Origin of the sequence: Streptomyces abyssalis (assembly GCF_001751365.1) — a bacterium.
Classification (GTDB): Bacteria; Actinomycetota; Actinomycetes; order Streptomycetales; family Streptomycetaceae; genus Streptomyces; species Streptomyces abyssalis.
In genome coordinates this window covers 775,787-800,147 of record NZ_LJGT01000037.1, presented here as the reverse complement: position 1 = coordinate 800,147, position 24,361 = coordinate 775,787, and the positions used below count along the sequence as shown (strand labels likewise).

At 72.1% G+C, this 24,361-nt stretch carries 23 protein-coding genes and 1 pseudogene; 9 read left to right on the top strand and 15 right to left on the bottom strand.

Features of this window, described 5'->3' with window-relative positions:
- The first annotated feature begins 25 nt into the window (after positions 1 to 25).
- On the top strand, positions 26 to 754 hold the full coding sequence (locus tag AN215_RS06665; RefSeq protein ID WP_070009687.1) for a phosphatase PAP2 family protein: 729 nt from the start codon (positions 26 to 28) through the stop codon (positions 752 to 754).
- Positions 755 to 839: 85 nt separating this feature from the next.
- On the opposite strand, the gene AN215_RS06660 is transcribed toward AN215_RS06665, so the two are convergent.
- Both AN215_RS06660 and AN215_RS06655 read right to left on the bottom strand, forming a co-directional pair.
- Positions 840 to 1,349 (bottom strand): hypothetical protein, encoded by a 510-nt coding sequence (locus AN215_RS06660; protein ID WP_070009689.1) that lies wholly within the window; start codon positions 1,347 to 1,349, stop codon positions 840 to 842.
- Between the two features lie 160 nt (positions 1,350 to 1,509).
- Positions 1,510 to 1,911 (bottom strand): peptidase inhibitor family I36 protein, encoded by a 402-nt coding sequence (locus tag AN215_RS06655; RefSeq protein ID WP_070009691.1) that lies wholly within the window; start codon positions 1,909 to 1,911, stop codon positions 1,510 to 1,512.
- A gap of 377 nt (positions 1,912 to 2,288) precedes the next feature.
- Between AN215_RS06655 and AN215_RS06650 the strand changes: the two are divergent.
- The 5 genes and pseudogenes from AN215_RS06650 to AN215_RS06630 form a co-directional block, all read left to right on the top strand.
- A pseudogene (locus AN215_RS06650) lies at positions 2,289 to 2,921 on the top strand (TetR/AcrR family transcriptional regulator); the annotation flags it as partial.
- 467 nt (positions 2,922 to 3,388) lie between these two features.
- The gene (locus tag AN215_RS06645) at positions 3,389 to 4,498 is read left to right on the top strand and encodes a WD40/YVTN/BNR-like repeat-containing protein (RefSeq protein ID WP_070009693.1); all 1,110 of its coding nucleotides are present in this window, start codon (positions 3,389 to 3,391) and stop codon (positions 4,496 to 4,498) included.
- A gap of 51 nt (positions 4,499 to 4,549) precedes the next feature.
- Positions 4,550 to 5,227: a uracil-DNA glycosylase gene (locus tag AN215_RS06640; RefSeq protein WP_070009694.1), complete on the top strand. Its 678-nt coding sequence runs from the start codon at positions 4,550 to 4,552 to the stop codon at positions 5,225 to 5,227.
- A 104-nt stretch (positions 5,228 to 5,331) separates the two neighbouring features.
- A complete protein-coding gene (locus AN215_RS06635) occupies positions 5,332 to 6,303 on the top strand; it encodes an N-acetylglucosamine kinase (RefSeq protein WP_070009696.1) in 972 nt (323 codons plus the stop codon).
- Positions 6,304 to 6,409: 106 nt separating this feature from the next.
- Complete coding sequence (locus tag AN215_RS06630; RefSeq protein WP_171904135.1) at positions 6,410 to 7,411, top strand: sirohydrochlorin chelatase family protein; 1,002 nt, start codon at positions 6,410 to 6,412, stop codon at positions 7,409 to 7,411.
- Between the two features lie 164 nt (positions 7,412 to 7,575).
- On the opposite strand, the gene AN215_RS06625 is transcribed toward AN215_RS06630, so the two are convergent.
- Positions 7,576 to 8,664 carry a lactonase family protein gene (locus AN215_RS06625; RefSeq protein WP_070009704.1) on the bottom strand — a complete coding sequence of 363 codons (1,089 nt, stop codon included), beginning with the start codon at positions 8,662 to 8,664 and terminating at the stop codon, positions 7,576 to 7,578.
- Positions 8,665 to 8,804: 140 nt separating this feature from the next.
- Between AN215_RS06625 and AN215_RS06620 the strand changes: the two genes are divergently transcribed.
- A complete protein-coding gene (locus AN215_RS06620; RefSeq protein WP_070009857.1) occupies positions 8,805 to 9,488 on the top strand; it encodes an HAD family hydrolase in 684 nt (227 codons plus the stop codon).
- 94 nt (positions 9,489 to 9,582) lie between these two features.
- Here AN215_RS06620 and AN215_RS06615 read toward each other — a convergent pair whose 3' ends face one another.
- From AN215_RS06615 to AN215_RS06575, 9 genes are all read right to left on the bottom strand, one after another.
- Positions 9,583 to 10,779 (bottom strand): MmgE/PrpD family protein, encoded by a 1,197-nt coding sequence (locus tag AN215_RS06615; RefSeq protein WP_070009705.1) that lies wholly within the window; start codon positions 10,777 to 10,779, stop codon positions 9,583 to 9,585.
- A complete protein-coding gene (locus AN215_RS06610; protein ID WP_070009707.1) occupies positions 10,776 to 12,083 on the bottom strand; it encodes a TRAP transporter large permease in 1,308 nt (435 codons plus the stop codon). The genes AN215_RS06615 and AN215_RS06610 overlap by 4 nt, the downstream gene beginning before the upstream one ends.
- On the bottom strand, positions 12,080 to 12,718 hold the full coding sequence (locus tag AN215_RS06605) for a TRAP transporter small permease (RefSeq protein ID WP_070009709.1): 639 nt from the start codon (positions 12,716 to 12,718) through the stop codon (positions 12,080 to 12,082). The genes AN215_RS06610 and AN215_RS06605 overlap by 4 nt, the downstream gene beginning before the upstream one ends.
- A 10-nt stretch (positions 12,719 to 12,728) precedes the next feature.
- On the bottom strand, positions 12,729 to 13,760 hold the full coding sequence (locus AN215_RS06600; RefSeq protein WP_070009713.1) for a TRAP transporter substrate-binding protein: 1,032 nt from the start codon (positions 13,758 to 13,760) through the stop codon (positions 12,729 to 12,731).
- Complete coding sequence (locus AN215_RS06595) at positions 13,757 to 14,764, bottom strand: LLM class flavin-dependent oxidoreductase (RefSeq protein ID WP_070009715.1); 1,008 nt, start codon at positions 14,762 to 14,764, stop codon at positions 13,757 to 13,759. Before AN215_RS06595 ends, AN215_RS06600 begins: the two co-directional genes overlap by 4 nt.
- Positions 14,765 to 14,856: 92 nt before the next feature.
- Positions 14,857 to 16,005, bottom strand: coding sequence for an acyl-CoA dehydrogenase family protein (locus tag AN215_RS06590; RefSeq protein ID WP_070009717.1), 1,149 nt, complete (start codon positions 16,003 to 16,005; stop codon positions 14,857 to 14,859).
- Positions 16,002 to 16,514 (bottom strand): MaoC family dehydratase, encoded by a 513-nt coding sequence (locus AN215_RS06585; RefSeq protein ID WP_070009719.1) that lies wholly within the window; start codon positions 16,512 to 16,514, stop codon positions 16,002 to 16,004. The genes AN215_RS06590 and AN215_RS06585 overlap by 4 nt, the downstream gene beginning before the upstream one ends.
- Positions 16,511 to 17,701, bottom strand: a complete 1,191-nt coding sequence (locus AN215_RS06580; RefSeq protein WP_070009721.1) for a CaiB/BaiF CoA transferase family protein — start codon at positions 17,699 to 17,701, stop codon at positions 16,511 to 16,513. Before AN215_RS06580 ends, AN215_RS06585 begins: the two co-directional genes overlap by 4 nt.
- Positions 17,698 to 18,717: an HpcH/HpaI aldolase/citrate lyase family protein gene (locus AN215_RS06575; RefSeq protein ID WP_070009723.1), complete on the bottom strand. Its 1,020-nt coding sequence runs from the start codon at positions 18,715 to 18,717 to the stop codon at positions 17,698 to 17,700. The genes AN215_RS06580 and AN215_RS06575 overlap by 4 nt, the downstream gene beginning before the upstream one ends.
- A gap of 191 nt (positions 18,718 to 18,908) precedes the next feature.
- Here AN215_RS06575 and AN215_RS06570 point away from each other — a divergent pair, with 191 nt between their 5' ends.
- Positions 18,909 to 19,676 carry an IclR family transcriptional regulator gene (locus tag AN215_RS06570; protein ID WP_079122751.1) on the top strand — a complete coding sequence of 256 codons (768 nt, stop codon included), beginning with the start codon at positions 18,909 to 18,911 and terminating at the stop codon, positions 19,674 to 19,676.
- Positions 19,677 to 19,714: 38 nt separating this feature from the next.
- Here AN215_RS06570 and AN215_RS06565 read toward each other — a convergent pair whose 3' ends face one another.
- On the bottom strand, positions 19,715 to 20,137 hold the full coding sequence (locus AN215_RS06565; protein WP_070009724.1) for a YjbQ family protein: 423 nt from the start codon (positions 20,135 to 20,137) through the stop codon (positions 19,715 to 19,717).
- Positions 20,138 to 20,199: 62 nt separating this feature from the next.
- Between AN215_RS06565 and AN215_RS06560 the strand changes: the two genes are divergently transcribed.
- Complete coding sequence (locus tag AN215_RS06560; protein ID WP_079122750.1) at positions 20,200 to 21,426, top strand: FAD-dependent oxidoreductase; 1,227 nt, start codon at positions 20,200 to 20,202, stop codon at positions 21,424 to 21,426.
- A 294-nt stretch (positions 21,427 to 21,720) separates the two neighbouring features.
- Here AN215_RS06560 and AN215_RS06555 read toward each other — a convergent pair whose 3' ends face one another.
- Entirely contained in the window at positions 21,721 to 22,737 is a 1,017-nt protein-coding gene (locus AN215_RS06555; RefSeq protein ID WP_070009726.1) for a LacI family DNA-binding transcriptional regulator, read from the bottom strand.
- Positions 22,738 to 22,865: 128 nt separating this feature from the next.
- Positions 22,866 to 24,347, bottom strand: coding sequence for an L-fucose/L-arabinose isomerase family protein (locus tag AN215_RS06550; RefSeq protein WP_079122749.1), 1,482 nt, complete (start codon positions 24,345 to 24,347; stop codon positions 22,866 to 22,868).
- Positions 24,348 to 24,361 lie beyond the last annotated feature (14 nt).

Sequence of the window (24,361 nt, the reverse complement as noted above, 5' to 3'; positions counted from 1 at the left end):
GTGCCCGCCGGGTGAAGATCGACGTATGCACGGACCCACTCATGCTCCGCCTCCGGCCCGGCCACGTACCGCGAACTCCCCCGCGTCCGCGGCACGGTGGCTGTGGACGGCGCTCGCGCTCGGCACCGCCACACTCACGGTGATCCTGCTGGTCGAGGCAGGCTGGAGGCCGTTGCTGCGCGTGGACGGAGACGTCGCCGGCCTGCTGCACGCACACGCCCTGGCGAATCCGGCCTGGACGGGGACCAACCGGGTCCTCACCGACTGGGTGTGGGACCCGGTGACCATGCGGATCCTGGTCGGCGTGGCAGCGGTGTGGGTCTGGCTTCGGGGCGAACGGCTGCTCGCCGTCTGGTGCGTGGCAACGGCCGCACTGGGCGTGGGAGTTCAGCAGGGCCTCAAGGCACTTCTGGACCGGGAGCGGCCGCAATGGCAGCAGCCCGTCGACTCGGCCCACTTCGCCGCCATGCCCTCGGGCCACGCCATGACCGCCGCCGTCGCGTGCGTGCTGGTGCTGTGGCTGGTCCAGCGCTCGGGCGCCGGTCAGGCGTTGCGGGCGACGGTTCTCGCGCTGGTCTGCATCTCGGTCGCCGGAGTCTGCCTTACGAGGATCGTGCTGGGCGTCCACTGGCTCACGGACACCGTCGTGGGGGCGATGCTGGGAATCGCGCTCGCTTCGGCCTCCGCGGGGCTGTGGATCTCGCTGGAGAACCGGAAGGCCGCCGAGCCCGCGAGGACGCCTGCCGACGACTGAAGCCGGGAGTGCCCGCCGCCCGGTGGCCATCCGTTGTCCTGTGCCCGGCCGCCGCCCGGCGTTGAGCCGTCGCCGCGTCCGGGTCTCAGGGCGTGATCACGTCGGTGTGGATGGCGAGTTTGAACTGGGCGTGCAGGAGCGGCGTGGCGATCTTCGTGTCGCCCTTGCCGCGCGCGGAGACCTTCAGGCCGATCGGCACGTCCGGATACACGAACATCTGCCACAGGTACGCCTTGTACTGGCCGCCGCCCGTCTCGGCGGCGTCCGTCGTCGCCGTCGAGTCGTACCCGTCCCCGAGCGGATCGCGCACGAACCGGGCGCGGTACTCGTGCGGATCGCCGTCCTTCTTCCAGTGGACCATCGCCGAGAGGATGCCCCAGCCCTCATGGCTCGGGTACACGAGACCCGAGCGGGCGTCCGGGAACTCGGAGGTGTCTCCCCCGCGCCGGGCGGCGTGCATGTTCCACGGGTCGTAGGACTCCTGCTCCCCGTAGGGGAACCGGACAAGGTGGTAGCCGTCGTCGTCGTAGTCGACGCGCTGCGAGCCGGAGGACTTCTGTGCATCCCAGATGAGCGAGACCACCGCTAACGGCATGGCTCTCCTTGAGGGGCCGCGGATACCGGAAGGCCGCAGAACAGGCAGCGGAAGATCGTGCACAAGTGCCCGTCTCAGCGTGTTCGTTCACTCATCCTATTGCTTGTCCGCCATTCAACAACGGTTTGGACAAAGGGAGTTGACGCTACGGGCACGGGGCTCAGCACTCACCGCGCCACACCACCTTGGTGACGTTGCTTCCCGAGCCGAGGTTGGTCTTGCCCTCGGGGCTGCCGTAGTGCACGCACTTGGTGTACTTGCGCGCGGTGTCGCCCTGGTACTTGTACCAGGTGACCTGCACGTGGTCCCTGCCCGGGCTGTGGACGCCGTTGTTGAAGACGGACGTCCCCCACGCGTCTCCCGTCCAGTTGCCCTTCGTCTTCATGACGATGCGGCCGGACTGGTCGCCGCCGTCGTAGAGGCAGAAGTACTCCTTCGGGCATCCGGCCGCGGCAGCGGACGCGCCGGATGCCGTGCCGGATGCCGCGAGAAGGGCACCGCAGCCGAGCGCCGCCACCGCGGCGGCAGCGGTGACCGAGGACTTGAGATTCGATGTGCGCATGATCGCTTCCCCCGTGATCGAGCTTGTGTGTGTCACCTCCGACGGTGACGGCCCGGGTGCGGGCGGGCCACGTGTTTCGGCCGAACCCGAATCACGTACGCGGCAGGGGGACAGGATCAGGACGGCTGTCCGCGGGGGACGGCACCGGGGCCGCCGCACGCGCCGTGCAGGTTCGTGGCGGAGGGGGCGGGGGGCCCGGAACGGTGGAAGGCTGTGCCGCCGGTGGAGGCCGCGGCACCGGGGGTCAGACCGGTATTGGGCGATCCCCCGCGTCGCCCAATACCGGCGGTCCGGCCGGAAGCAGCCTGGTCGGGGCGTGCGTCCGAAGTCTCCACGAGTATATTGGCTGGGAGCCAGTCAACATTGGAGCTAACAGGATGTCCCCTAGGAGCGCCTCGGTCAATGAAGAGTTGCGCAGACGCTCACGGGAACGGCTGCTGCAGGCGACGGTCGATCTCGTCGGCGAGCGCGGCTTCGAAGCGACGACCTTGGGCGACATCGCGGACCGCGCGGGCGCCGCGCGCGGTCTCATCTCGTACTACTTCCCGGGGAAGCGCCAGCTCTTCCAGTCCGCCGTGCACCGCCTGATGCACCTCACGCTCGAAGAGGCCCTGACGCGCCCGCCGCTGCCGGAGGGACCCGGCGCCGGCGACGAGTCGCTCGCACGGGCCATCGACGCCGTCCTCGGACTGGGACGCGACCGGCCCGTCCTGATGCGTGCGCATATGGCCGGAATCCTCCAGCAGGAAGGATTCGTCCAGTGCCCCGAGCAGCAGCGGCTGGCGGCGCTGCTGAGGGAGACCGTCGAGCGATACGGATCATCCGACCCGGACGCCGACTACCCGCTGCTGCGCGCGCTGCTGATGGGCGCCGTGGTCGCGATCCTGCTTCCCGGTGCGCCGATGCCGACGGCGCGGCTGCGTGCCGAACTCTTCGCGCGGTACGGGCTGGAGTGGGAGCTGGGCAGACCGCCGCAGGAGCTCCCGGCAGGCCCCGCCTGCGGCCAGCCCGGCCGGGCGGCGGGGCCGCAGCCGGCCGCCACCGGGACGGCGGCCGCACCGCAGGCCGCTCCGCAGTCTCCGTCGCAGGTGCCGGAGCAGGCGCCTGTGCAGGCATCTGCGACGGAGGCGCCGCAGCCCCCGTCGCAGCCGTACGAGGTGCTGCGACGGCCGAATCCGCCGGCCGGACGGCCGCGCCGGCCCTCGGCGAACTGAACGCGCGGAACGTACCGGAGACGGGACGCCGTCCTCGCCGGGCCCCCGAAGACCCCGTTCCGAGGCACCCTTCCGAGGCTCCTTCCGGAGACAGGCCCTCGCGCCGTCCGTCCCATACCCCTCGCCCCGTACCCGTGAAGCCCTCGCACGCGCCGCGCTGACCTGCGGGGACAGCAGCACCGGCGTCATTGTCGGTGGCCGGGTGCAGACTATGGCCCACCTCACACACCTCGGACAAAGACGTCATGAAGGCGGGATCAGACATGTCAGACGTACTACTCGCGGCAGGCACCAGAAAGGGACTCTTCCTCGCCCGGCGGCCGGTGGGCGCGCGGCGGGACGCGGGCTGGGAGTTCGAGGGCCCGCACTTCAACGCTCAGGCGGTCTACTCGGTCGCCTTCGACACCCGGCGCGGCTCCGCGCCCAGAATCCTCGTGGGCGGGGACAGCGCGCACTGGGGCCCGTCGGTCTTCCACTCCGACGACCTGGGCTCGACCTGGACGGAGCCGCCCGCACCGGCCGTGAAGTTCCCGCAGGACACGGAGGTTTCCCTGGAGCGGGTCTGGCAGCTCCAGCCGGGCGGGGCCGACGAGCCGGACGTGGTCTGGGCAGGCACCGAACCGGGCGCGTTGTTCCGCTCCGAGGACGGCGGAAGCAGCTTCGAACTCGTACGCGGCCTGTGGGAGCACCCCACGCGGAAGGAGTGGGTGCCGGGCGGAGGCGGTCTCGGTCTGCACACCATCCTGGTCGATCCCAGGGACCCGAGGCGGCTGACCGTCGCGGTCTCGACAGGCGGCGCCTACCGCACCGCGGACGCCGGCAAGAGCTGGGAGCCCTGCAACCGCGGCGTCGAGGCGGTGTTCCTGCCGGAGAACATGCGCTTCCCGGAGTACGGGCAGTGCGTGCACAAGGTCGCACGTGACGCCGCCGACCCGGCGCGGCTGTACCTCCAGAACCACTGGGGCGTCTACCGCAGCGACGACGACGGGACGAGCTGGACGTCCATCGGCGACTCGCTGCCCTCCGACTTCGGCTTCCCCGTCGTCAGCCATCCGCGCCGCGGCGGCGTCGCGTACGTCTTCCCGCTCAACGCCGACTCCGACCGGGTTCCCGCACGGCACCGCTGCCGGGTCCACCGCACCGACGACGCGGGTGCCACCTGGCAGGAACTCGGCGCGGGGCTGCCGGAACCGGCGCACTACGGTCCGGTGCTGCGCGACGCGATGTGCACGGACGGCGCCGACCCGGCCGGCATCTACTTCGGAAACCGCAACGGCGAGCTCTTCGCCAGCGCCGACGAGGGAGAGAACTGGCAGCAACTGGCCGGGCATCTTCCCGACGTGCTGTGCGTCCGGGCGGTGGTGATCGACTGAAGCCCGCCGGGCGACGGAAGCACCGCGGCGGAGCCAGTAGAGTAACCGCCCGTGGCTGCACGACCGTTGAACGAGATCGTAGAACCGGGCTGGGCCAAGGCGCTGGAGCCCGTGGCCGAACGGGTCGCCTCCATGGGCGAGTTCCTCCGCGCGGAGATCGCCGCGGGGAGAACCTACCTCCCCGCCGGTGAGAACGTACTGCGTGCCTTTCAGCAGCCTTTCGACGAGGTCCGGGTCCTCATCGTCGGGCAGGACCCGTACCCGACTCCCGGGCACGCCGTGGGGCTCTCGTTCTCGGTCGCGCCGGACGTGCGTCCCCTGCCGGGCAGCCTGGAGAACATCTTCCGCGAGCTGGGCAGCGACCTAGGACTCCCCCGTCCGTCGAACGGGGACCTGACGCCCTGGACGCGGCAGGGCGTACTGCTTCTCAACAGGGCGCTGACGACTGCACCGCGCAGCCCCGGCGCTCACCGGGGCAAGGGCTGGGAGGAGGTCACCGAGCAGGCCATCCGCGCGCTCGCCGCGCGGGAGCGGCCCATGGTCTCGGTGCTCTGGGGCCGTGACGCACGCAATCTGCGGCCGCTGCTGCAGAACCGGCCGGTCGTGGAGTCCTCGCATCCCTCGCCCATGTCGGCCGACCGGGGCTTCTTCGGCTCGCGCCCCTTCAGCCGCGTCAACGACCTGCTCGCACAGCAGGGTGCGGACCCGGTGGACTGGAAACTGCCGTGACGGAGGAGTCTCCCGGCCGGGCGGCACGAGCTGCGGCTGCGGTTCCGGCTGGGGCTGCGGCACGCGCTCCGGCCGAGGACGGTACGGCGCGGCCACGTTCATGGGTGCTCGGCGCCGACTCGGGCGGCTCGGGTCTGCGCATCGCGCTGGCCCGCACCTCACAGCCGGGCGCCGCCCCGGAGACGGTGGGCACCGTCACCTCCTCGGAGCCGGTACGCACCGGCTCCGAGGGCATCGACGCCGGCCACATGCTGGCCCAACTGGTGCCCGCCGTACGCGGGCTGCTCGCCGAGGCAGGCGGGGAGGGCGAAGGCCTTGACGCCGTCTGCGTGGGCGCGGCAGGAATGGCCACGCTGGGCGGTGACCTGCGTGCGACGCTTCCCGGTGCGCTGAACCGGGAGTTCGGCACGCGCCACGTGGCACTCGCCGCCGACGCGGTGGCCGGGTACGCGGGCGCGCTCGGCGATCTGCCCGGAGCCGTGGTCGCCGGCGGGACCGGCCTGATCGCGGTGGGCACGGATCTGGACGGCTGGCGGCGCGCGGACGGCTGGGGGCATCTGCTGGGCGACTGCGGCGGCGGGGCGTGGATCGGTCAGGCGGGTCTGCAGGCCGCGATGCGCGCGTTCGACGGACGCGAAGGGGGTTCACAGCCGCTGCGGGAGCGCGCCGAGGCCCGTTTCGGTGCGCCGCTGAGCGGGCTGCCTCCGCAGCTGTATCCCCGTACGGACCGGCCGGCGGTGCTCGCGTCCTTCGCGCCCGACGTCACCGCCTGCGCCGCGGACGGAGACCCGGTCGCCGCCGCGGTCATGTCCGCGGCGGCGCTGGAGATCGCCGCGGCAGCGGCCGCGGTGTGCCCCTCCGGCGAGGGTGCCGTCATCGCCCTGACCGGTGGTCTGTTCAAGGCGGGCGCACCGCTCCTTGAGCCGTTGCGTGCCGAGTTGGCCCGGCATGTCCCCCATGCCCGTGCCGTGACTCCCGCGGGCGGTCCGCTGGACGGTGCGCTTCTCGTCGCGGCCCGGCTCACGGAGGGGACGCTGCGGCTTCCGCGCGATCCCGCTCTGCTGTCCGTGAGTTGAGAATTCCGGCAAATCAGAACAAGCCACCCCTCGATTAAAAGGGCATTTCAGGCCAGTCTCCCCCGCCTGAACTGCGAGGTCCCACAAGGCGTTAGCATGCGGGCGCATGAGCTCCCCCACTGACCCGGACAACGGCCTGCCAGTACGAATGCCGCGTCCACGCAGGCCCGGAAGGCACCGCAAGCCGGAGCCTGTCGTTGCACCAGAGAACGCCCCTGCGCTGGTACTCGCCGTGCCCGGCGCCCCTTCCAGCACCGTCCGCAGCATCGCCGAGGAGATCCTCAGCATCGCCCGCTCGGAGCTGCCGGGGATGGATGCCCGCATCGGATACGTGGAGGGCGACGGCGAGGAGTACCCGACCCTCGGGGGCGTACTGACGCAGACCGCCGCCGACCAGCAGGCCGCCGAGGAGCGGGCCGCGGAACTGGCCGCGGTCGAAGCCGCCGAGGAGGCCGCCGGCAGCGGCCGGCCGGAGCCCGGCGCGGGCGCCGAGGCGCCCCGGGGCCCGAAGACGGGTGCCGAGGAGCGTCTCGTCGCTCTCGTCATCCCGCTGCTCGCGGGCCCCGACGCGGCAGGCATGCGTCAGATACGGCAGGCGGTGCTCTCCAGCGGTACGGGCGCGGAACTCACCGACGTGCTGGGGCCGCACCCGCTGCTCGCCGAGGGCGTGCACGTGAAGCTCTCCGAGGCCGGTCTCGCCCGTGCGGACCGGGCGCGGCTCTTCACCGTCGCGACCGCCGCGGACGGCATCATCCTCGCCTCCGTCGGCGGTGAGGAAGCGGTGCAGGCCGCGGGGATCACCGGCATGCTGCTGGCCGCGCGGCTCGCGGTTCCGGTGCTCGCCGCGGGCCTCGACGAGGCCGGCGCGGTGGCACGCGTGGCGGCACAGCTGCGCGAGTCGGGCTCCCAGCAACTCGCCGTCGCCCCCTGCCTCATCGGACCCGAGGTTCCTGAGGGCCTGCTCGACGCGGCGGCGGCCGAGGCGGGCTGCGCCGTGGCCGAGCCGCTGGGCGCGTACCCGGCGGTGGGCAAGCTCGTGGCGTCGACGTACGCGGCCAAGCTCGGCATCACGCAGCAGCAGTCGCCGCAGGGCATGGCGGCGCGCTGAGACGGTGACGCCCGGCTGCGGTGACGCACCGGCCGGGAGGGCTCTTCGGTGCGCGTGTCCCGTACACGCACCGGTGCGGAACGGAGGCGGTGTGCCCGTCGGGGAGGACGGAGCGCGCCGCCTCTTCATGAGTGGCCTCCGGTGGCCGCACCGGCAGGCGCCGCTCAGCCGAAGACGACGCAGCTCGCGGCCGGAGCCGCGATCGTGCCCGCGCGGCGCGGGGTGCCGGTGGCCTGGTCGATGCCGAACCAGGTGACGTCGCCGGAGCGTTCGTTGGCGGCGTAGAGCCAGCGGCCGGACGGGTGCAGGGCGAGATCGCGCGGCCAGTGCCCGCCGCACGGCACCGTCCCGGTGAGTTCCATCGAGTCGCCGGCGGCGGCGACGGCGAACACCGAGATGCTGTCGTGGCCGCGGTTGGCGGCCCAGGCGAAGCGCCCGTCCGGCGAAACCACGATCTCCGAGGGGTAGTTGCGTTCCGGGGCGGCGCTGTCGGGCACCGTCGCGATGCCGCGGAGGGCTTCGAGTTCGCCGGTGTCCGCGTCCCAACTGCACACGGTCACGCACGAGTCGAGCTCGTCCACGACGTACGCGTGGTCGCCGCGCGGATGGAAGACCAGATGCCGCGGCCCGCTTCCCGGGCGCAGCGGCGCCTCCGCGTACGGCAGCGGCTCGCCCTCCGGGCAGGCGCGCCGCAGGTCGTAGATCCACACCGAGTCGGTGCCGAGGTCGACGGCGAGCAGCCAACGCCCCGTCGGGTCGGGCACGACGGCGTGCGCGTGCGGCCCTTCCTGACGCTGCGTCTCGGGGCCGCTTCCGGTGTGCTGGTGCACGGCCGCGCGGCTGCCCAGCGTGCCGTCGGCCCGTACGGGCAGTGCGCTGATGCTCCCCGAGCCGTAGTTGGCGGTGACGAGGTGGCCGGCGGCGAGCGCCAGGTGGGTCGGCCCCCCGCCTCGCACGGGGGTCGGTTCGCCCAGCGGCTCGGGTCTGTCCCGGTCGGCCAGCGAGAAGACGGCCGCGCCGCCGGTGTCTCGCTCGCTGACGGCGTAGAGGTGGCCGCCCGGGCTGCCCGGACCGCCGGGGCCTTCGGCGAGGGTGAGGTAGGAGGGGTCGGGGACGACGGTCTCGGTGTGGTGCAGCTCCGTCAGCGCACCGCTGTCCGGGTCGAGTGACGCGGTGGTGATGCCCCTGCCGCCCGCCGAGGTGAACGATCCGATGTACGCCCTGTCGGCCCACTGCCCGTTCGTTTCGCTCACCGCGCTGCGCCCTTCCTGCCAGAGAGTTCCGCGATCTTGGCCGACGGTAGCAGCGCCTGACCGGGGCCGGGGCGTACTCGATCACACCCGCCTGCGGCCCTGCTCACACCCGCGGAGTGTCTCTTGGCACCCTGGTGACCATGGACAGCTCTCCCGCCACCGCTGTGATCTTCGACCTCGACGGCACCCTCGTGGACAGCGAACCCCACTACTACGAGGCGGGGCGGCGGGTGCTTGCAGCGCACGGAATCGCGGACTTCACATGGCGCGACCACACCCGTTTCATCGGGATCAGCACCCGTCAGACCATGGAGACGCTGCGCGATGAGCACCGGATCGCGGCATCCGTCGAGCAGTTGCTGGTGGAGAAGAACCGCAGCTATCTGGAACTCGCCGGACGCTCCACGCCGGTCTTCCCCGCGATGCGGGACCTCGTGGAACGGCTGCACGCCGACGCGTATCCGCTCGCCGTGGCCTCGGGCTCCTCGCGGGCGGCGATCGACGCGGTGCTCGCGGGGTCGGGGCTGGGGGCGCTGCTGCCCGTGCGGGTCTCCGCGGAGGAGGTCGCCGAAGGCAAGCCCGAACCCGACGTCTTCCTGGAGGCGGCACGGCGGCTGGGCGTGGAGCCGGGAGGCTGCGTGGTGCTGGAGGACGCGCCGCCCGGCGCCGAGGCGGCGCACCGGGCCGGGATGCGCTGCGTGGCTGTTCCGTACGTACGCGGCACGGAGGGCGAGGCATGGTTCGCCTCGGCGGGGCTGCTCTTCGCGGGCGGCCAGGACGAGTTCGACGCGGAGCGTGCCTACCGCTGGATCACGGCCTCGTGAGCACAGGCCGCGTGCGGACGGGCCGAGGACGCACAGGCGCGGACTGACCTGCCGCCCGCCCGGCCCGGCCCGGGCCTCGCCCCCCGCCGTCGGTTCAGCGCCCGGGGAGGGTGTCGCGGAGCAGCTGAGGTGCCGCCTCCCAGGTCAGTTCCGCGACCTGGGCCGCACGCTCCTCGCCCACGCAGGCGGCGACCTTGGCGGCAAGTTCCGCTGCGGTCGCGGGACGCTGCGGGTGCCCCTGCGGCAACTCCAGTGCGGCCTCGTCCCGTTCACCGCCCGAGCGTTCGACGACGACGCGGGTCTCGCCTCCCATGAGCCCCTGAGCGGCGCCGTCCGGGAGTACGCGCACCTCGGTACGTTCCAGCAGCCGCCGCACCTCGGGGCGGGCGGCGGCCGCGTCCGTGAAGTCGGCCATGCCGGGGAAGCCGTCGAGAAGCGCCGTCGCGACCGCGTACTCCATGCTGAACTTCGCCTCCAGCCCGGTACGGGGGCGGCGGTGGATCAGCGGCTGCATGCCTGCCTCGGGGGTGGTGACGGTGATACGTGAGATCCCCTCGACGGGCCGGGCGCCGCCCGGCAGTTCGCGTGCCGCGCTGATGGGCCGCTGCATCGCGTAGCAGCAGGGGTGCAGCTTGACGGCGAGTCCGCCGGGGACGGCGGGCCCTGCCGGCTCGGGCGCCGACTCACCCCCGACCAGGGCGAACCAGTCGTCCAGCGCCGTCGGGTCGGCCGTCGCCCCCGCGGCCGCGAGCCGCGCCGCCCGCACGCCCGCGTCGGCGGCGAAACCGACCTGGAGGGACTTGCCGGAGGTGCCGAAGGCGCGCTGCACGCCTCCCGCGGCGGGCACGGCCAGCGCCATGGCCCGCCGGAGTCCGTCCTCGTCCAGGCCCAGGGCGACTCCGGCGGCGACCGCGGCAGCGGGTGCTCCCGCTGTGCAGGTGGTGTGCCAGCCGCTGCCGTAGTGGGTCCAGCCCAGTGCCGTGCCGAGCCGGGCCATCACGCCCGCTCCCGCGAGGTAGGCGCGCGGCCCGCCCCCGCACGCCAGCGTCGCGCTGACGCACACGACGCTGATGTGCGAGGTGGAGGGCAGATGGACGTCGTCGAAGTCCAGGACGTGTCCCGTCGCCGCCCAGCGCAGCGGCTCCGGCAGCCCGGCCGTCATGGCGGCGACCGGTTCGCCGGCCGCGGCGAGGGTGACCGCGGCGGTGTCCACCAGCGCTGTGCGGGCGAGTTCGAGGTCGGCGTCCCGGGGGTCGAGCGCCGCGGCCCAGTCGGCGAGGCGGGCGATCATGAGATCAGCCCCGGCAGCCAGGTGGCGAGCGCGGGTGCGGCGGTGACCAGCGCCAGCATTCCGGCCTCGATGGCGAGGAACGGCAGGATGCCCCGGAAGATGTCGGCGAGGTCCAGTCCGGGCACCACGGATTTCAACGTGTACAGGTTCAGCCCGACCGGCGGTGTGATCACCGCCATCTCCAGATTGATCACCAGCAGCACTCCGAACCACAGGGGATCGAAGCCGAGTCCCTCGATCGCCGGTACCAGGATCGGCGTCACCACGAGCAGCAGCGAAGCGGCGTCGACCAGGCAGCCCAGCAGCACGAGCACCAGCATGATGGCCGCGATCACCAGGTACGGCGAGATGTCCAGGCCCACCACGAACGTGGAGACCGCATCGGGGATCCGCGCGGCCACGAGCATCTGGGTGAAGACGAATGCGGCCCCGACGATGGCCAGGATGGACGCTGTCACGTGCGCGGTGGAGACGAAGACCGTCCGCAGGTTCGCCCAGCCCAGCTTCCGGTAGACCCATCCGGTCACGGCGAACGCGGCGAGCGCGCCGACGGCCGCCGCCTCGGTGGGAGTTGCGAATCCGGTGTAGATCGATCCGAGGACGAGGACGATGAGCACCAGTGCGGGTGAGATCTTGATCAGCGCCGAGAGGCGCTCCCGCCAGGTGAACCTCTCGTCCACCCTCGGTGCCTGCGCCGGTGAGACCTTGGCCCGCAGCACCACGTAGACGATCATCAATGCGGCGAGCAGCAGACCGGGTATCAGGCCGCCGGCGAAGAGTTCGGCGATGCTCACGCCCGTCACGGACGAGTAGAGGATGAACATCAGACTCGGCGGGATGAGCATCGCGAGCGCCCCGGAGGCGGCGACGGAACCGCTGGCGAACGCCGGGGCGTAGCCGCGGGCGAGCATCTCGGGGACGGCCATGCGGCCGATCACCGCGACCGAGGAGATGCTCACGCCTGACATGGCGCCGAAGACCGTGGAGGAGCCGACGGCGGAGGCTCCGAGACCGCCGGGGACCCGGTTGAACCAGCGGTACGCCGCGCCGAACAGGTCGCGGCCCAGGCCGCTGACCGCCAGCACCTCGCCGAGGAGGATGTAGAGCGGAGCGGCGACGAGTGCGTAGTTCTGGAGCTGCGCGACGAGGGAGAGCGGCACCAGCTCGACGCCGGAGAGGCCGTCCAGACCGATGAGTCCGGCGATGCCGGAGACGGCGAGCGCCACGAAGATCGGTGTGCGCAGAGCGATGAGCAGCAGGAGGAGCACGACCGCGAGGGCCGCGACACCGGAGTCGGGAATCATGAGCGGGTCTCTCCTTCTCCGGTGCCGGGAGCGGCGCGGCCCTCGCCGCGGGCCGGGGCTCCCTCGGACGGTGCCGCGGTGGCTGGGGCGTCCCCGGGCGCCTCGCCCGTGGACGGGGCCTCGCCGGGCGGGTGTTCGGCTTCCGCGACGTCTTCCGCGGTTCCCGGCGGGAAGAGCACGGCGACGACGGCCAGCAGCACGCCGCTGGTGAACAGCACGGCGTCGGGGACCCACAGGGGGATGCTGAAGGTGCCGGCACCGGTCAGACCGCCCTTGATCGCCACCGCCATCGAGCGGAAGGCGGTCACGGCGAGCACCAGCCCGAGGAAGAGGGTCGCCGCGGCGGTCACCAGATCGGCGGCACGGCGCAGTCCGGACGGCAGCGCCCGGTGCACCAGGTCCATCGAGATGTGCTGGCCCTTGGCGTAGAAGTACGGGACCGCCAGGGACGTCGCGGCGAGCAGTCCGGCGGCGTTCAGCGGGTACGCCCAGTCCGTGGGCGCGGCGAGGGCGTAGCGGACGATCACGTCGTAGGTGATGGTCAGCATCATCAGTCCGACGACGGCCATGGCGACGACGGCCAGCGCCAGGGCACAGGCCAGCACGTATTTGCGTAGCGAGTTCAGTGCGCTCATGCCCGGCCCCTCACGCGTTCCTGATGGATTCGAGTGCCTGCGCGGCCGTGCGGGCGCCGAGGCGCCGCTTCCAGTCCGCGTGCACCGGTGCGATCGCCTTGCGGAAGGCCTCCATGCCGGCGCCCTCCGGCTCGACCAGCTCCACGCCGGCGGCCTTCACCTTGGGCAGGTACTCCTCCGTGTGGACCTTGACCATGTGGGCGGTGCCCTCGTGGTACAGCGTCTTCCCGGCCGCGTCCAGCGCCCTGCGGACCGCGGGATGCTGCTGCTCGTACCAGTCGCTGCGGCAGTACGCGTCGACGGTGTAGGCGCCGAAGTGCCCCGCCGTCCCGTACTTGACGATCTTCTGCAGGTCGCGGGAGACGACGGTGCCGATGTAGCTGACGAGACCGTCGATGGTGTTCTTCTCCAGTGCCTGGTAGACCTCGGCGGAGCCCATGGTGACGGGGGCGCCGCCCAGCGCCTTGACCGTCTCGCCCTCGATCTCGCCCGCGACGCGCAGGCGCAGGCCGCGTACGTCCTCGGGCCTGCGGATCGGCTTGTCCACGGTCCACAGGTATTCGAACGTCGTGGGCATGCCGCCGAGGATGCGCACGCCCTTGCGGGCGAGGTTCTCGTTGACGAGGTCGAACTGCGGCTGCCCGGGCTCGATGGCGCGGCGGAGCTTGCCGTAGTCCTCGGTGACGAAGGGCAGTTCCATGGCGCCGAGCACCGGGTATGTCGAGGAGACGTACGAGCTGGTCTGGAAGATCACGTCTGCGACTCCGGAGAGCAGCCCGGGCAGGAGCTGTTCGGCGCCGAGGAGCGATCCCGAGTCGTACAGGTCCAACGCCAGCCGTCCGCCGCTGCGTTCGGCCGCCGCCTTGTTGAACATCTCGATGCCCGGGTACAGGTCGCCGTAGGAGGACGGCAGATACGTGGCCACCGTCCGCTTCCCCCCGCCTTTCGCGTTCGCGGGGGCGCACGCCGCCGCACCGGCCGCGGCCAGGCCCAGGCCCGCGGCGGAGAGGAAGTTCCGCCGTCCGATCGCTCTCGTGTTCATGGGAGTACCTCGTCCCTAAGGCGTTTCAAGCTGGCCATGACCTTTTCCTGCGGCATCCCGGGCCATTGCGGGCGGAGCAGGATGTTCTCCGGTGCCACGTGGTCGACGAGATCGGCGAGCTGCGCCCGGCACGAGGCGGCGCTGCCGAGGATGAACCGGCCCTTCCGGAGCTTGTCGAACTCCGCGTCGAAGCTCTGTGAGGGCGGCAGCACCCGGTCCTGACCCCAGGCGCGGTAGGCGGCGTACTTCACGGTCATCGCGGCACGTACGTCCTCGACGGCCGACTCGTCGCTCTCGCCCGCGTAGATCTCCTGGAGGACCTGGATGCGGGGCTCACCGTGCCCGTGCTCCTCGCAGGCGGCGCGGTAGAAGGCCACCTGCCGGTGCAGGTAGTCGCGGTCGACGTGGGCCGCGGCGGCGATCCAGGGCAGGCCCAGCCGCGCTGCGCGGCGCAGCGCACCGTCGGTGTGCCCGGCGAGCCAGAACGGCGGGTGGGGGCGTTGCACCGGGCGCAGCACCGGGCGTACGGCGTCGAGCTTGACCGCGTCCCCCGTGAAGGTCACTTCGTCCTCGGTCCACAGCCGGCGTACGAGGTCGAGGTTGTCGAGGAAGCGGCGCAGCCGCGCGTGCCGGGGCACGCCGAAGGCGTCGAACTCCGTGTCGCGGTAGCCGAGTCCGGCGCCGACGGTGAGCCGGCCGCCGCTGATGATGTCCAGGGTGGCCAGCTCCTCGGCGAGGTCGACCGGGTTCTGGAGCGCCATCAGCGTGATCGCCGTGCCGATCCGCATGTCGCCTGACTCGGGGACGATGCGGGAGAGCACGGCGAGGGGGTGCAGGTACTGGAACGGGTCGGCGAGGTAGTGCTGCGTGGCCCACACCGAGCCGAAGCCGGCGTCGCGGGCGAAGCGCACCTGTTCCACCTGTTCGGCGAAGCGTGCCACCACGTCGTCGTCGGAGGTGAACTGGCTGCACAGCACCAGCCCGTAGCCGGGAGCCGAAGTCATGTGCTCTGGGTCCTCCTTCGGACGACGCGGGATCTGCCGGATTCTCGGGTTCTCTCGTCGGACGGGGTTCCGCGGGCGCGGTGGGGGCCGGCTCAGAACGAGCGCGGCATCTTCAGTACGTGCTGGCCGATGTGGGCGAGGATGAGATTCGTCGAGACGGGAGCCACCTGGTAGAGCCGCGTCTCGCGGAACTTCCGCTCGATGTCGTATTCGGCGGCGAAGCCGTAGCCGCCGTGGGTCTGCAGCGCGGCGTTGCCCGCCTCCCATGAGGCGTCGGCGGCGAGCAGCTTGGCCATGTTGGCCTCGGCGCCGCAGGGTTCGCCCGCGTCGAAGAGGTCGCAGGCCCGCCAGCGCATGAGGTCCGCGGCCTCGACGTTCACGTGTGCCCGCGCGATGGGGAACTGGACGCCCTGGTTCTGCCCGATGGGACGGCCGAAGATCACGCGTTCACTGGCGTACCGGGAGGCGCGTTCCACGAACCAGCGCCCGTCGCCGATGCATTCGGACGCGATGAGGATGCGTTCGGCGTTCATGCCGTCGAGCACGTACCGGAATCCGCGGCCCTCCTCGCCGATGAGGCTGGAGGCCGGCACGTGGACGTCGTCGAAGAAGACCTCGTTCGTCTCGTGATTGACCATGGTGCGGATGGGGCGCAGGTCGACGCCCTCGGCCTCGCGCAGGTCGATCAGGAACAGCGACATCCCCTCGGACTTCTTCGTCACTTCGTCCAGCGGTGTCGTGCGGGCCAGCAGCAGCATCAGATCGGAGTGCTGCACGCGTGAGATGAAGACCTTCTGGCCGTTGACGACGTAGCCGTCGCCGGTGCGCTCGGCGGTGGTGCGGATGCTGGTGGTGTCGGTGCCGGCGGTCGGTTCGGTGACCCCGAACGCCTGCAGCCGCAGTTCGCCGGAGGCGATCGCGGGCAGATAGCGCCTCTTCTGCTCGTCGCTGCCGTGTCGCAGCAGGGAGCCCATGGTGTAGAGCTGTGCGTGTACGGGGCCGGCGTTGCCGCCGTTGGCGTTGATGCCTTCGAGAATGACGGAGGCGTCGCCGAGGCCGAGGCCCAGCCCGCCGAACTCCTCCGGTACGAGGGCGCCGAGACAGCCCGTCAGTGTCAGGGCGTCGACGAACTCCTCGGGGTAGCGGCGTGCGGCGTCGACCTCCTGCCAGTAGGAGTCCGGGTGGTCCGCGCAAATGCGGTCGATCAACTGGCGCAGGTCGCGGCGGAGTTCACTCGTCACTGCCCCTCCTCGTCCCTCTCGTGGCCGCTCTCTTGTCGCGGTCCGTGGCCGCGCTTGTAGACCAGCAGCGTCCTGGTGAACTCGATGACGACCTCACCGGTCTGCTTGTGGCCGGTGGTACGGACCGTGACGACTCCCAGGCCGGGACGCGACGCGGACTCCCTCGTCCGCAGCACGCTCGACCGCGAGTGGATGGTGTCGCCCTCGAAAACCGGGGAGGGAAGGGAGATCTCCTCCCAGCCGAGGTTGGCGAAGACGTTCTGGGACACGTCGGTGACGCTCTGGCCGGCGACGAGTGCCAGCGTGAAGGCGGAGTTGACCAGCGGCTTGCCGAACTCGGTGCGCCGCGCGTACTCGTGGTCGAAGTGGAGCGGCGCGGTGTTCTGCGTGAGCAGCGTGAACCAGATGTTGTCGGTCGTCGTGACCGTGCGGCCCAGCGGGTGCTCGAAGACGTCGCCGACGACGAAGTCCTCGTAGAACCGGCCCTGCCAGCCGGTGTGGGTGGTCATGACTCTCCCTCGTCGGCGTGGAGTTCGGCGAGTACGGAGGCGGTGTGCGAGCCGAGGGCCGGCAGCGCCCCGCCTCCGGCGGTCCGTCCGCCGGGGGTGCCGGGCGGACGCAGGGTGCGGACGGGGCCGCCCGGGGTGCCGGTGTCCAGCCAGCGCCCGTCCCTGGCCAGTTCGGGATGTGACGGCAGGTCGGTGAGGGCCGTCATCCGTCCCCATGCGATCCCGGCGGCGTCCAGCCTCCCGGTCAGCGTCCCGGAGGTGTGCGCGGCGAAGCGCCGCGTCAACTCGGCGTCGAGAGCGGCACGGTTGGCGACACGTGCGGGATTGGAGCGGAAGCGGTCGTCGGCCGCGAGCGGCGGCGCGTCCAGCACGTCGGTGCACAGACGCGTCCACTCACGCTCGTTCTGCACGGCGATCAGCAGCGATGTGCCGTCGGCGGCGGTGAAGGCCCCGTAGGGCGCGATCGAAGGGTGCGAGGTCCCCATGGGAACGGGCGCGCTGCCCGAGTGCCGGGTGTAGTAGAGCGGGTGCGCCATCCATTCGGTGAGGGCGTCGAAGAGGGAGACCTGGACGGGCAGCACCTCGCCGGTCGTGTCGCGGTGGCGGAGGGCCGCGAGGACGCCGCTGAAGGCGTAGCTGCCGGCGGCTATGTCGGCGATGGAGACCCCGACCTTGGCCGGTGCCGCGGGGGTTCCCGTCAGCGACATCACTCCCGCCTCGGCCTGGATGAGGGCGTCATAGGCCTTCTTGGCGGCGAGGGGCCCGTCGGGCGCGTATCCGGATATGAGGCAGGCGATGAGGTGGGGGTGGCGCTCGCGCAGGGCGGCGGCGTCGAGACCGAGACGGCCGAGCGCGGCAGGGGCGAGGTTCGCGACGACGGCGTCGGCCCGCTCCAGCAGCAGGTGGAGATCCTCGAGCGCGGCCGGGTCCTTGAGGTCGAGCTGCACCGACTCCTTGCCGCGGTTGAGCCAGAGGAACGCACTGGACTCGCCGTGCACCGCGTCGTCGTAGCCGCGTGCGAAGTCGCCGCCGTCCGGCCGCTCGACCTTGATCACGCGGGCGCCGAGGTCCGCGAGGTGGCGCGTCGCGAACGGGGCGGCGACGGCCTGTTCGACGGCGACGACGGTGACGCCGTCCAGCGGGAGCCGCGCGCGTGAGGCGCCTGCGGCTGCGGCAGGCGGCGTCACCGGGCCGCCTCCGCCTCGTCCGAGTCCGGGCCCGCCGCATCCGTGCCTGCCGAGGCCCTGTCTGCCGAGTCAGTGCCCGCTACGTCCGTGCCCGCCTCGCGGAGCAGGGCCTCGGCACGGGTCACCACCGGGCGGTCGATGAACGTCCCGTCGCTCAGCCGTACCGCTCCGAGGCCGCGCCCGGCGGCCTCCTTGTAGGCGGCCAGCACCTCGCGGGCGCGGCCGAGTTCCCGTTCCGTCGGAGCGAACGCCTCGCGGACCGGGCGCACTTGACGGGGGTGCAGCACGACGCGCCCTGTGAAGCCGAGTTCGCGCGCGGCACGGCTGGAGCGCAGGAGTCCCTCCTCGTCGTCCAGCGCGGCGTGGGGTCCGTCGAGGGGGCCGGGCAGCCCGGCGGCGCGGGCCGCGAGCACCACCTGGGAGCGGGCGTGCAGCAGTTCGCGGCCGTCGGCGGTGGGATGTACGCCGAGTTCGGCGGCCAGGTCGAGCGTGCCGAAGACGAGCATGCGCACGCGGAGCCCGGCTGCGGCGACGGCGCCCGCTTCCAGCACGCCCGCCGCGCTCTCCACCACCGGCAGCAAGGACAGCAGCCCGTGCGGGACGCCCGCGGCCGCCTCGGCTGCGGTGAGCATCTCCTCCAGCGCGGTGAGCTGGGCCGCGGAACGGGCCTTGGGGACGATCAGCCCGTCCAGACGGACCTTGCCGATCAGGGACGAGACCGCAGCGAGGTCCGCTTCGGCCTCGGGGGTCTCCAGCGCGTTGACGCGGATGTGGACGCCCGGTCGCCCGGCACGGGGCGGCGGCACTGCCTCGCCGGGTCCACCGGCACCGCCGGACTCCAGGGGGACGAGGCCGGTGAGCGCTTCGGCGGTCAGGGTGCGTGCGGCGTCCTTCGACCCTTCGCCGACCGCGTCCTCGAAGTCGACGGCTACTGAGTCGGCGCCGCTCGCCAGGGCCTTCCTGATGCGGTCCGGGCGGTCGCCGGGGACGAACAGCAGCGTCCGTCCGACGTCCATGAGCACTCCCTGTCCGTGTTCCGGCTGTTCCGGCTGTTCCGGATCGGACCGTCACGAGGGGTGTTCCGCGAGGCGGAACACGTACCATCTGGCGGTACGATCGCCCTTACCTTGGTGAGGGCGCTCACGTACTGTCAAGGGTTGTGCAGGCACCATCCGGAACGGCACTCGGTCAAGGGGGGCGGTCACTGATGCCAGGCGCCGGCAGCGGCATGCGCGCGGTCATCACAACTCTTCGTGTTCTGGAGACAGTTGCTGAGCTGCAGCCCGTCGGCGTCTCCGCGATCGCCAGAAGCACGGGGATCCCGAAGACCTCCGTCCACCGCTGTCTGGTGACCCTGCGCGAAGCGGAATGGCTGACCACGTCCCGCACCGATGCGACGCGGTGGGTGCTGACCGGCCGCGCGCTGTCCGTCGGCATCCACGCCTCGGTCGGGCTCGGCCTCCGCGACGCCGCTCTGCCCACGATGCGGGAGCTGCGGGACGAGACCCACGAGACCATCCACCTCGTCAGCTACGGCACGGACGGCGAGCTGGTCGTCGTGGACCGGATGGACAGCGACGAACCGGTGCGTACGTGGGTGCACTTGGGCGCACGCGTGCCGCTGCACGCGAGCTGCAGCGGCCGGGCCGTCCTCGCCCGGCTGCCTGACGGGGAGGTCGAGCGGCTGCTCGGCGACGAACTGGAGCGCTTCTCCGGGACGACGCCCGCCGACCGGCAAGCGGTGCTGAAGGACCTCCGCAGGGTGCGCGAGGCCGGGTACGCGACCAACGACTGCGCGTGGCGCCCGGGGGTCGGCGCCGTCGGGGCCGCGCTCGTGGACCCCCACGGGCGGCCGGTCGGCGCGATTGCGATCTCCGTGCCCGTTCAGCGCTACGACGCGGATCGTGCCCGCGAGCTCGGGCCGCTCGCGGCAGGGGCGGCCCGGCGCATCAGCGCCGACCTGCCGCCCGGCTGAGCCGCAGCGTCAGGTGCTGAAGGGCGCGCGGTGCCCGCTCACCCCAGGAAGCTCAGCCGTACCTTTCGGTGCGGGTTGTCGCCGTTGGTGTCGACGAGGCAGACGGACTGCCACGTGCCGAGTTCCAGCCTGCCGGCGATGACGGGAAGAGTGGCGTGGGGCGCGATGAAGGCAGGGAGCACGTGGTCCCGGCCGTGGCCGGTGCTGCCGTGCCGGTGCCGCCAGCGGTCGTCGGCAGGCAGGAGGTCGCGCAGGGCGGCGAGGAGGTCCTCGTCGCTGCCCGCGCCCGTCTCCAGCACGGCGACGCCCGCGGTGGCGTGCGGGACGAAGATGTTCAGCAGCCCGTCCCCGCCACGGGCGGCGCCGCTGAGGAAGGACTCGCACTCGCGGGTGAGGTCGGTGACGGTCTCGCCGGAGCCGGTGGCGATGTGCAGGACGTCGGTCTGCAGTGCGTCGGTCATGCCTCCATCCTCCATGGTCCGGGCGTGGGAAGTTCCGAGGGCGCGGGGCCGTTGCAGGGGACATGGACGATGTCGCGGATATCTCGGATGTCGCGGTGGTCGTGATCGGGGCCGGGCAGGCCGGCCTGTCGAGCGCCTTCCATCTGCGGCGCCTCGGCCATGAGCCCGGCGTGGACTTCGTGGTCCTTGATCACGCGGAGCGGCCGGGGGGCGCCTGGCAGTTCCGCTGGCCCACCCTGACGTACGGCAAGGTGCACGGCATGCACTCCCTGCCGGGGATGGAGCTGACCGGGGCCGACCCGCGGCGCCGCTCCTCCGACGTGATCGGTGAGTACTTTGCGGAGTACGAGCGGACCTTCGCCCTGGCGGTGCGCCGCCCCGTCCACGTACGGGCGGTCCGCGAGGAAGGGGACGAGGACCCAGCCGGAGCCGGTGCCGAGGGCCGGGGACGGACCGGGCGGCTGCGGGTTGAGACGTCGGCGGGTGTGTGGCGTGCGCGGGCCGTCATCAACGCGACGGGCACCTGGGACCGTCCGTTCTGGCCCCGCGTTCCGGGCCAGGAGACCTTCCGCGGACGGCAGTTGCACACCGCCACGTATCCGGGCCCGCACTCGGAGGTCTTCGCCGGCAAGCGCGTCGTCGTGATCGGCGGCGGCACGTCCGGCGTGCAGCACCTGCTGGAGATATCCGGGGTGGCCGCGGAGACGGCGTGGGTCACCCGCCGCGAACCGGCCTTCCGCGAAGGGCCGTTCGCCGAGGAGCTGGGCCGCCGGGCTGTCGCCCTCGTCGACGAGCGCGTGCGGCAGGGCCTTCCCCCGCGCAGCGTGGTCTCCGTGACGGGGCTGCCGATGACGGAGGAGATGCGCCGGGCACGCGAACGCGGAGTGCTGGTGCGGCAGCCGATGTTCGAGCGGATCGTGCCCGAAGGCGTCGAGTGGAGCGACGGGCGCCGAATGGAGGCGGACACACTGCTGTGGGCGACCGGGTTCCGGCCCGCCATCGGGCACCTGGCACCTCTGGGTCTGCGCGCGCCGGGCGGCGGCATCCGCATGGACGGCACGCGGGTGGTGGGCGAACCCCGCGTCCACCTGGTCGGTTACGGACCGTCGGCGAGCACGGTGGGTGCGAACCGGGCGGGCCGGGCCGCCGCACGCGACATCCACCGGCTCCTCGGCGGTGAGCCGACTCCCGGTCCCGCCACGGCAGTTCACGAGCACCGGCCGCCGTACGAACGCGGAGACGGGCGTTCACCCGAACGACTGGCCGCTGCGCATTCCGCGCGCCGGTGACTGCGGGTTGGGCGATCCTTACGGTGCGCAAGCGCGGGGCCACGGTCCGCGCATGCGTCTCCGGCTCAACGTCCCACGAGAGCCGGTGAGTTGTCCCAATCAGGAGCACAAGGAGTAAGCACCGAATGAACGTCATCACCAACGCGCTGGCCTGTCTCGTCCACTATGTCGGCTGGCTCGTCTGACGTATGTCCCCGCGGCGCCGTCCCTCCGTATCGCACGGAGGGGCGGCGCCGTCTCGTGCGCTCCGGTGTGCTTCCGCCGTCCGGCCGGTGCCTGCCCGCCGTGGCGCGCTCAGGTCCGTACGGGGGTGCTGGAGCGGCGGACGACGAGCTCGGGCTGGAGCACGATCCGCTGATGCTCGTGTCCGGACGTCTCCTCCGCCGTCTCCTCGATCAGCAGGTCCGCGGCCGCACGCCCCATCCGGTACGCGGGCTGCCGCACCGATGTCAGCGGCACCGCCGCGGCGGCCGCGAACTCGATGTCGTCATACCCCACCAGCGCCACCTCCCCGGGCACCTCCACCCCCGCCTCGTACAGCGACTGCAGAACGCCCAGCGCCAGCAGATCATTCGCACAGAACACCGCCGTCGGACGCGGAGACATTCCCAGCAGCCGCGCCCCCGCATCCCTCCCCGCCGCCACATCCAGCCGCGCCGACTCCACCTGACGCAGCGCGTCCTCCTCACGCAGACCGGCCTCACGCAGCGCGCCCACGACACCCGTGTACCGGTCCTGGCACTGCGTGAGATGCATGGGACCGCTGACGTAGACGATGCTCTCGTGGCCGTGCTGGAGCAGGTGGCGCGCCGCGAGTTCGCCGCCGCGCACGTCGTCGACCGAGACGGAACAGCCCTCGGCGCTGGGCAGCACCCGGTCGACGGAGACGTACGGGATGCCCTGGCGCTGGAAGCGGGCGAGATTGCGGCCGGTGGTGTCCGCCGGAGTGACGAGCACCCCCCGCACCCGCTGCTCCGCGAACAGCGACAGATACTCCGCCTCCTCCGACGGATTCTGCGCGCTGTTGCACAGCATCACCCCCAGACCCGCCTCCCGCGCCGCACGCTCCGCACCGCTCGCCACCTCCACGAAGAACGGATTCGCCATGTCCAGCACCAGCAACGCGATGATCCGGCTCCGCCCCGCACGCAGCTGACGCGCCGACTCACTGCGCACATAACCCAGTTGCCGTATCGCCGAGCGCACCTTGTCGCGGGTCGCCGAAGAGACCGTCTGAGGACGGTTGATGACGTTGGAGACCGTGCCGACCGAGACCCCGGCCGCTCGCGCGACGTCCTTGATGCCCACCATTCCTGCCACGAGCCCTCATGCTACGCAGCGGTCAGGGGGACGGGACGCCGAGACCGGAGCGGCGGACGCCGGGTTCCGGCTGGAGCACGGTCCGCTGATGCCCGTGTCCGGCCGCCGCGGCGGGCCGTTCATCCGGGACGTACCTCGGTCAGCTCCAGACCGCTCAGACCGGCCAGCGCGCGCAGCCCCGGCAGCAGTTCACCGGTGGCCAGGGCCCAGTGGTGGCCCACGCCGCTCGCGCTCCACGCGTCGGTCCACTCGCCGGGGTCGCATCCGAAGTCGACGCGGGAGGTGGTGTTGCCGATCTTCAGCAGGGGTCCGGGGACGGCCCGGCCCTCGGCGGCGACGAGCCGGTAGCGGCCGTCGCGCGTCTGGCCGACGCCGACGAGACTGACGGGACCGTGGCGAGCGGTGCATTCGACGGACACGCCCCATCCGCGCTTGCCGTGGTAGACGCCGAGCCCGCGCAGCAGCGGACGGCGTCCGCCGAGGCCGAGGTGTGCGGGGCCGTCGTGTCCCATCTCGACCACGCCGTCCCGGAAGTTCAGCGCCTGGAACTCGGTGAACGAGCCGGGCGCGCCGAGCCGTTCGCATATCAGCATGGCCAGCGACGTGCGCAGCTCGTACTCTCCGGCGGCCGGGACGCCGCGGGCGGTCAGCAGCGAGGCGCCGAGGATCATCCCCGCTCCGAGCCTCTCGTGCACCTCTCCGTCCAGGCCGCGGTGGAAGTACGCCAGGGAGTCCAGGCCGAAGTCGTCGACGAGGCGGTCGAGTCCCGCCGAGACACGTGCGGCCCAGGCCAGGTCGTCCTCGTCGACCGAGGCGTCGAGCTCGAAGGTCTCCTCGATCTCGGCCACGCGGGCGGCGGTCTCCTTCTGCCCCACACCCTCGACCCTGACCCGCAGATCGTCGAACTCCAGCACCTCGACGTGTCCGCCGAAGGAGGCGGGCACCATCGTCAGGTCCGTCGAGACGTCGTACATGCCCGGGTAGAGGTGCCCCATCAGGCCGTGACGGGAGGAGCGCAGCGCTCCGCGGACTCCTGCCGCGCGTATCCAGCCGCCGATGCGCCGCCAGGCGCGCTCGTCCTCCAAGTGGCCGGAGACAGAACGGAATTCGACGCCGACGCGCTCGAAGGCGTTGGCCATCTCCGGCAGCGGACAGGCGCCGCAGTAGGCCAGCCACTGTCCGGTGTCGAAGGTGGCGTGGTCCATGGCCTCGGTCGGCTGGAGGTTGATCAGCAGCACCGGTGCGCCGCTGCGCTGGGCGACGGGCACGAGCATCGTCGCCGTCATGTAGGTCGTGAGGAAGCCGACGATCAGGTCGCAGCCGGCGGCACGCAGCTTCTCGGCGGCCTGTGCGCCCTCCTGCGCGTCGGAGACGAAACCGGCGTCGACGACGTCCGCGTCGAACTCGCCCATGCGGTCGGCGACCCGGGCGGCGGATCTGCGCAGCTGGGGCAGCAGGCCGGGGAACTGGGGCCAGTACGCGCCCAGTCCGCCGGCGACGAGGCCGATCCTGGGGCGGCGGGCGGGCGCACGACCGGCCGCGGCCGGCACGGCGGGGGCCGTGCCCGGCGTGGCGTCACCGGGGGTCGCGGATGTGCTCATGAATGGACGCTCCT

Coding starts and splice junctions, on each gene's coding strand:
- AN215_RS06665 (WP_070009687.1), top strand. CDS start 26: ATGCACGGACCCACTCATGCTCCGCCTCCGGCCCGGCCACGTACCGCG.
- AN215_RS06660 (WP_070009689.1), bottom strand. CDS start 1,349: ATGCCGTTAGCGGTGGTCTCGCTCATCTGGGATGCACAGAAGTCCTCC.
- AN215_RS06655 (WP_070009691.1), bottom strand. CDS start 1,911: ATGCGCACATCGAATCTCAAGTCCTCGGTCACCGCTGCCGCCGCGGTG.
- AN215_RS06645 (WP_070009693.1), top strand. CDS start 3,389: ATGTCAGACGTACTACTCGCGGCAGGCACCAGAAAGGGACTCTTCCTC.
- AN215_RS06630 (WP_171904135.1), top strand. CDS start 6,410: ATGAGCTCCCCCACTGACCCGGACAACGGCCTGCCAGTACGAATGCCG.
- AN215_RS06620 (WP_070009857.1), top strand. CDS start 8,805: ATGGACAGCTCTCCCGCCACCGCTGTGATCTTCGACCTCGACGGCACC.
- AN215_RS06615 (WP_070009705.1), bottom strand. CDS start 10,779: ATGATCGCCCGCCTCGCCGACTGGGCCGCGGCGCTCGACCCCCGGGAC.
- AN215_RS06610 (WP_070009707.1), bottom strand. CDS start 12,083: ATGATTCCCGACTCCGGTGTCGCGGCCCTCGCGGTCGTGCTCCTCCTG.
- AN215_RS06605 (WP_070009709.1), bottom strand. CDS start 12,718: ATGAGCGCACTGAACTCGCTACGCAAATACGTGCTGGCCTGTGCCCTG.
- AN215_RS06600 (WP_070009713.1), bottom strand. CDS start 13,760: ATGAACACGAGAGCGATCGGACGGCGGAACTTCCTCTCCGCCGCGGGC.
- AN215_RS06595 (WP_070009715.1), bottom strand. CDS start 14,764: ATGACTTCGGCTCCCGGCTACGGGCTGGTGCTGTGCAGCCAGTTCACC.
- AN215_RS06585 (WP_070009719.1), bottom strand. CDS start 16,514: ATGACCACCCACACCGGCTGGCAGGGCCGGTTCTACGAGGACTTCGTC.
- AN215_RS06575 (WP_070009723.1), bottom strand. CDS start 18,717: ATGGACGTCGGACGGACGCTGCTGTTCGTCCCCGGCGACCGCCCGGAC.
- AN215_RS06570 (WP_079122751.1), top strand. CDS start 18,909: ATGCCAGGCGCCGGCAGCGGCATGCGCGCGGTCATCACAACTCTTCGT.
- AN215_RS06565 (WP_070009724.1), bottom strand. CDS start 20,137: ATGACCGACGCACTGCAGACCGACGTCCTGCACATCGCCACCGGCTCC.
- AN215_RS06560 (WP_079122750.1), top strand. CDS start 20,200: ATGGACGATGTCGCGGATATCTCGGATGTCGCGGTGGTCGTGATCGGG.
- AN215_RS06555 (WP_070009726.1), bottom strand. CDS start 22,737: ATGGTGGGCATCAAGGACGTCGCGCGAGCGGCCGGGGTCTCGGTCGGC.
- AN215_RS06550 (WP_079122749.1), bottom strand. CDS start 24,347: ATGAGCACATCCGCGACCCCCGGTGACGCCACGCCGGGCACGGCCCCC.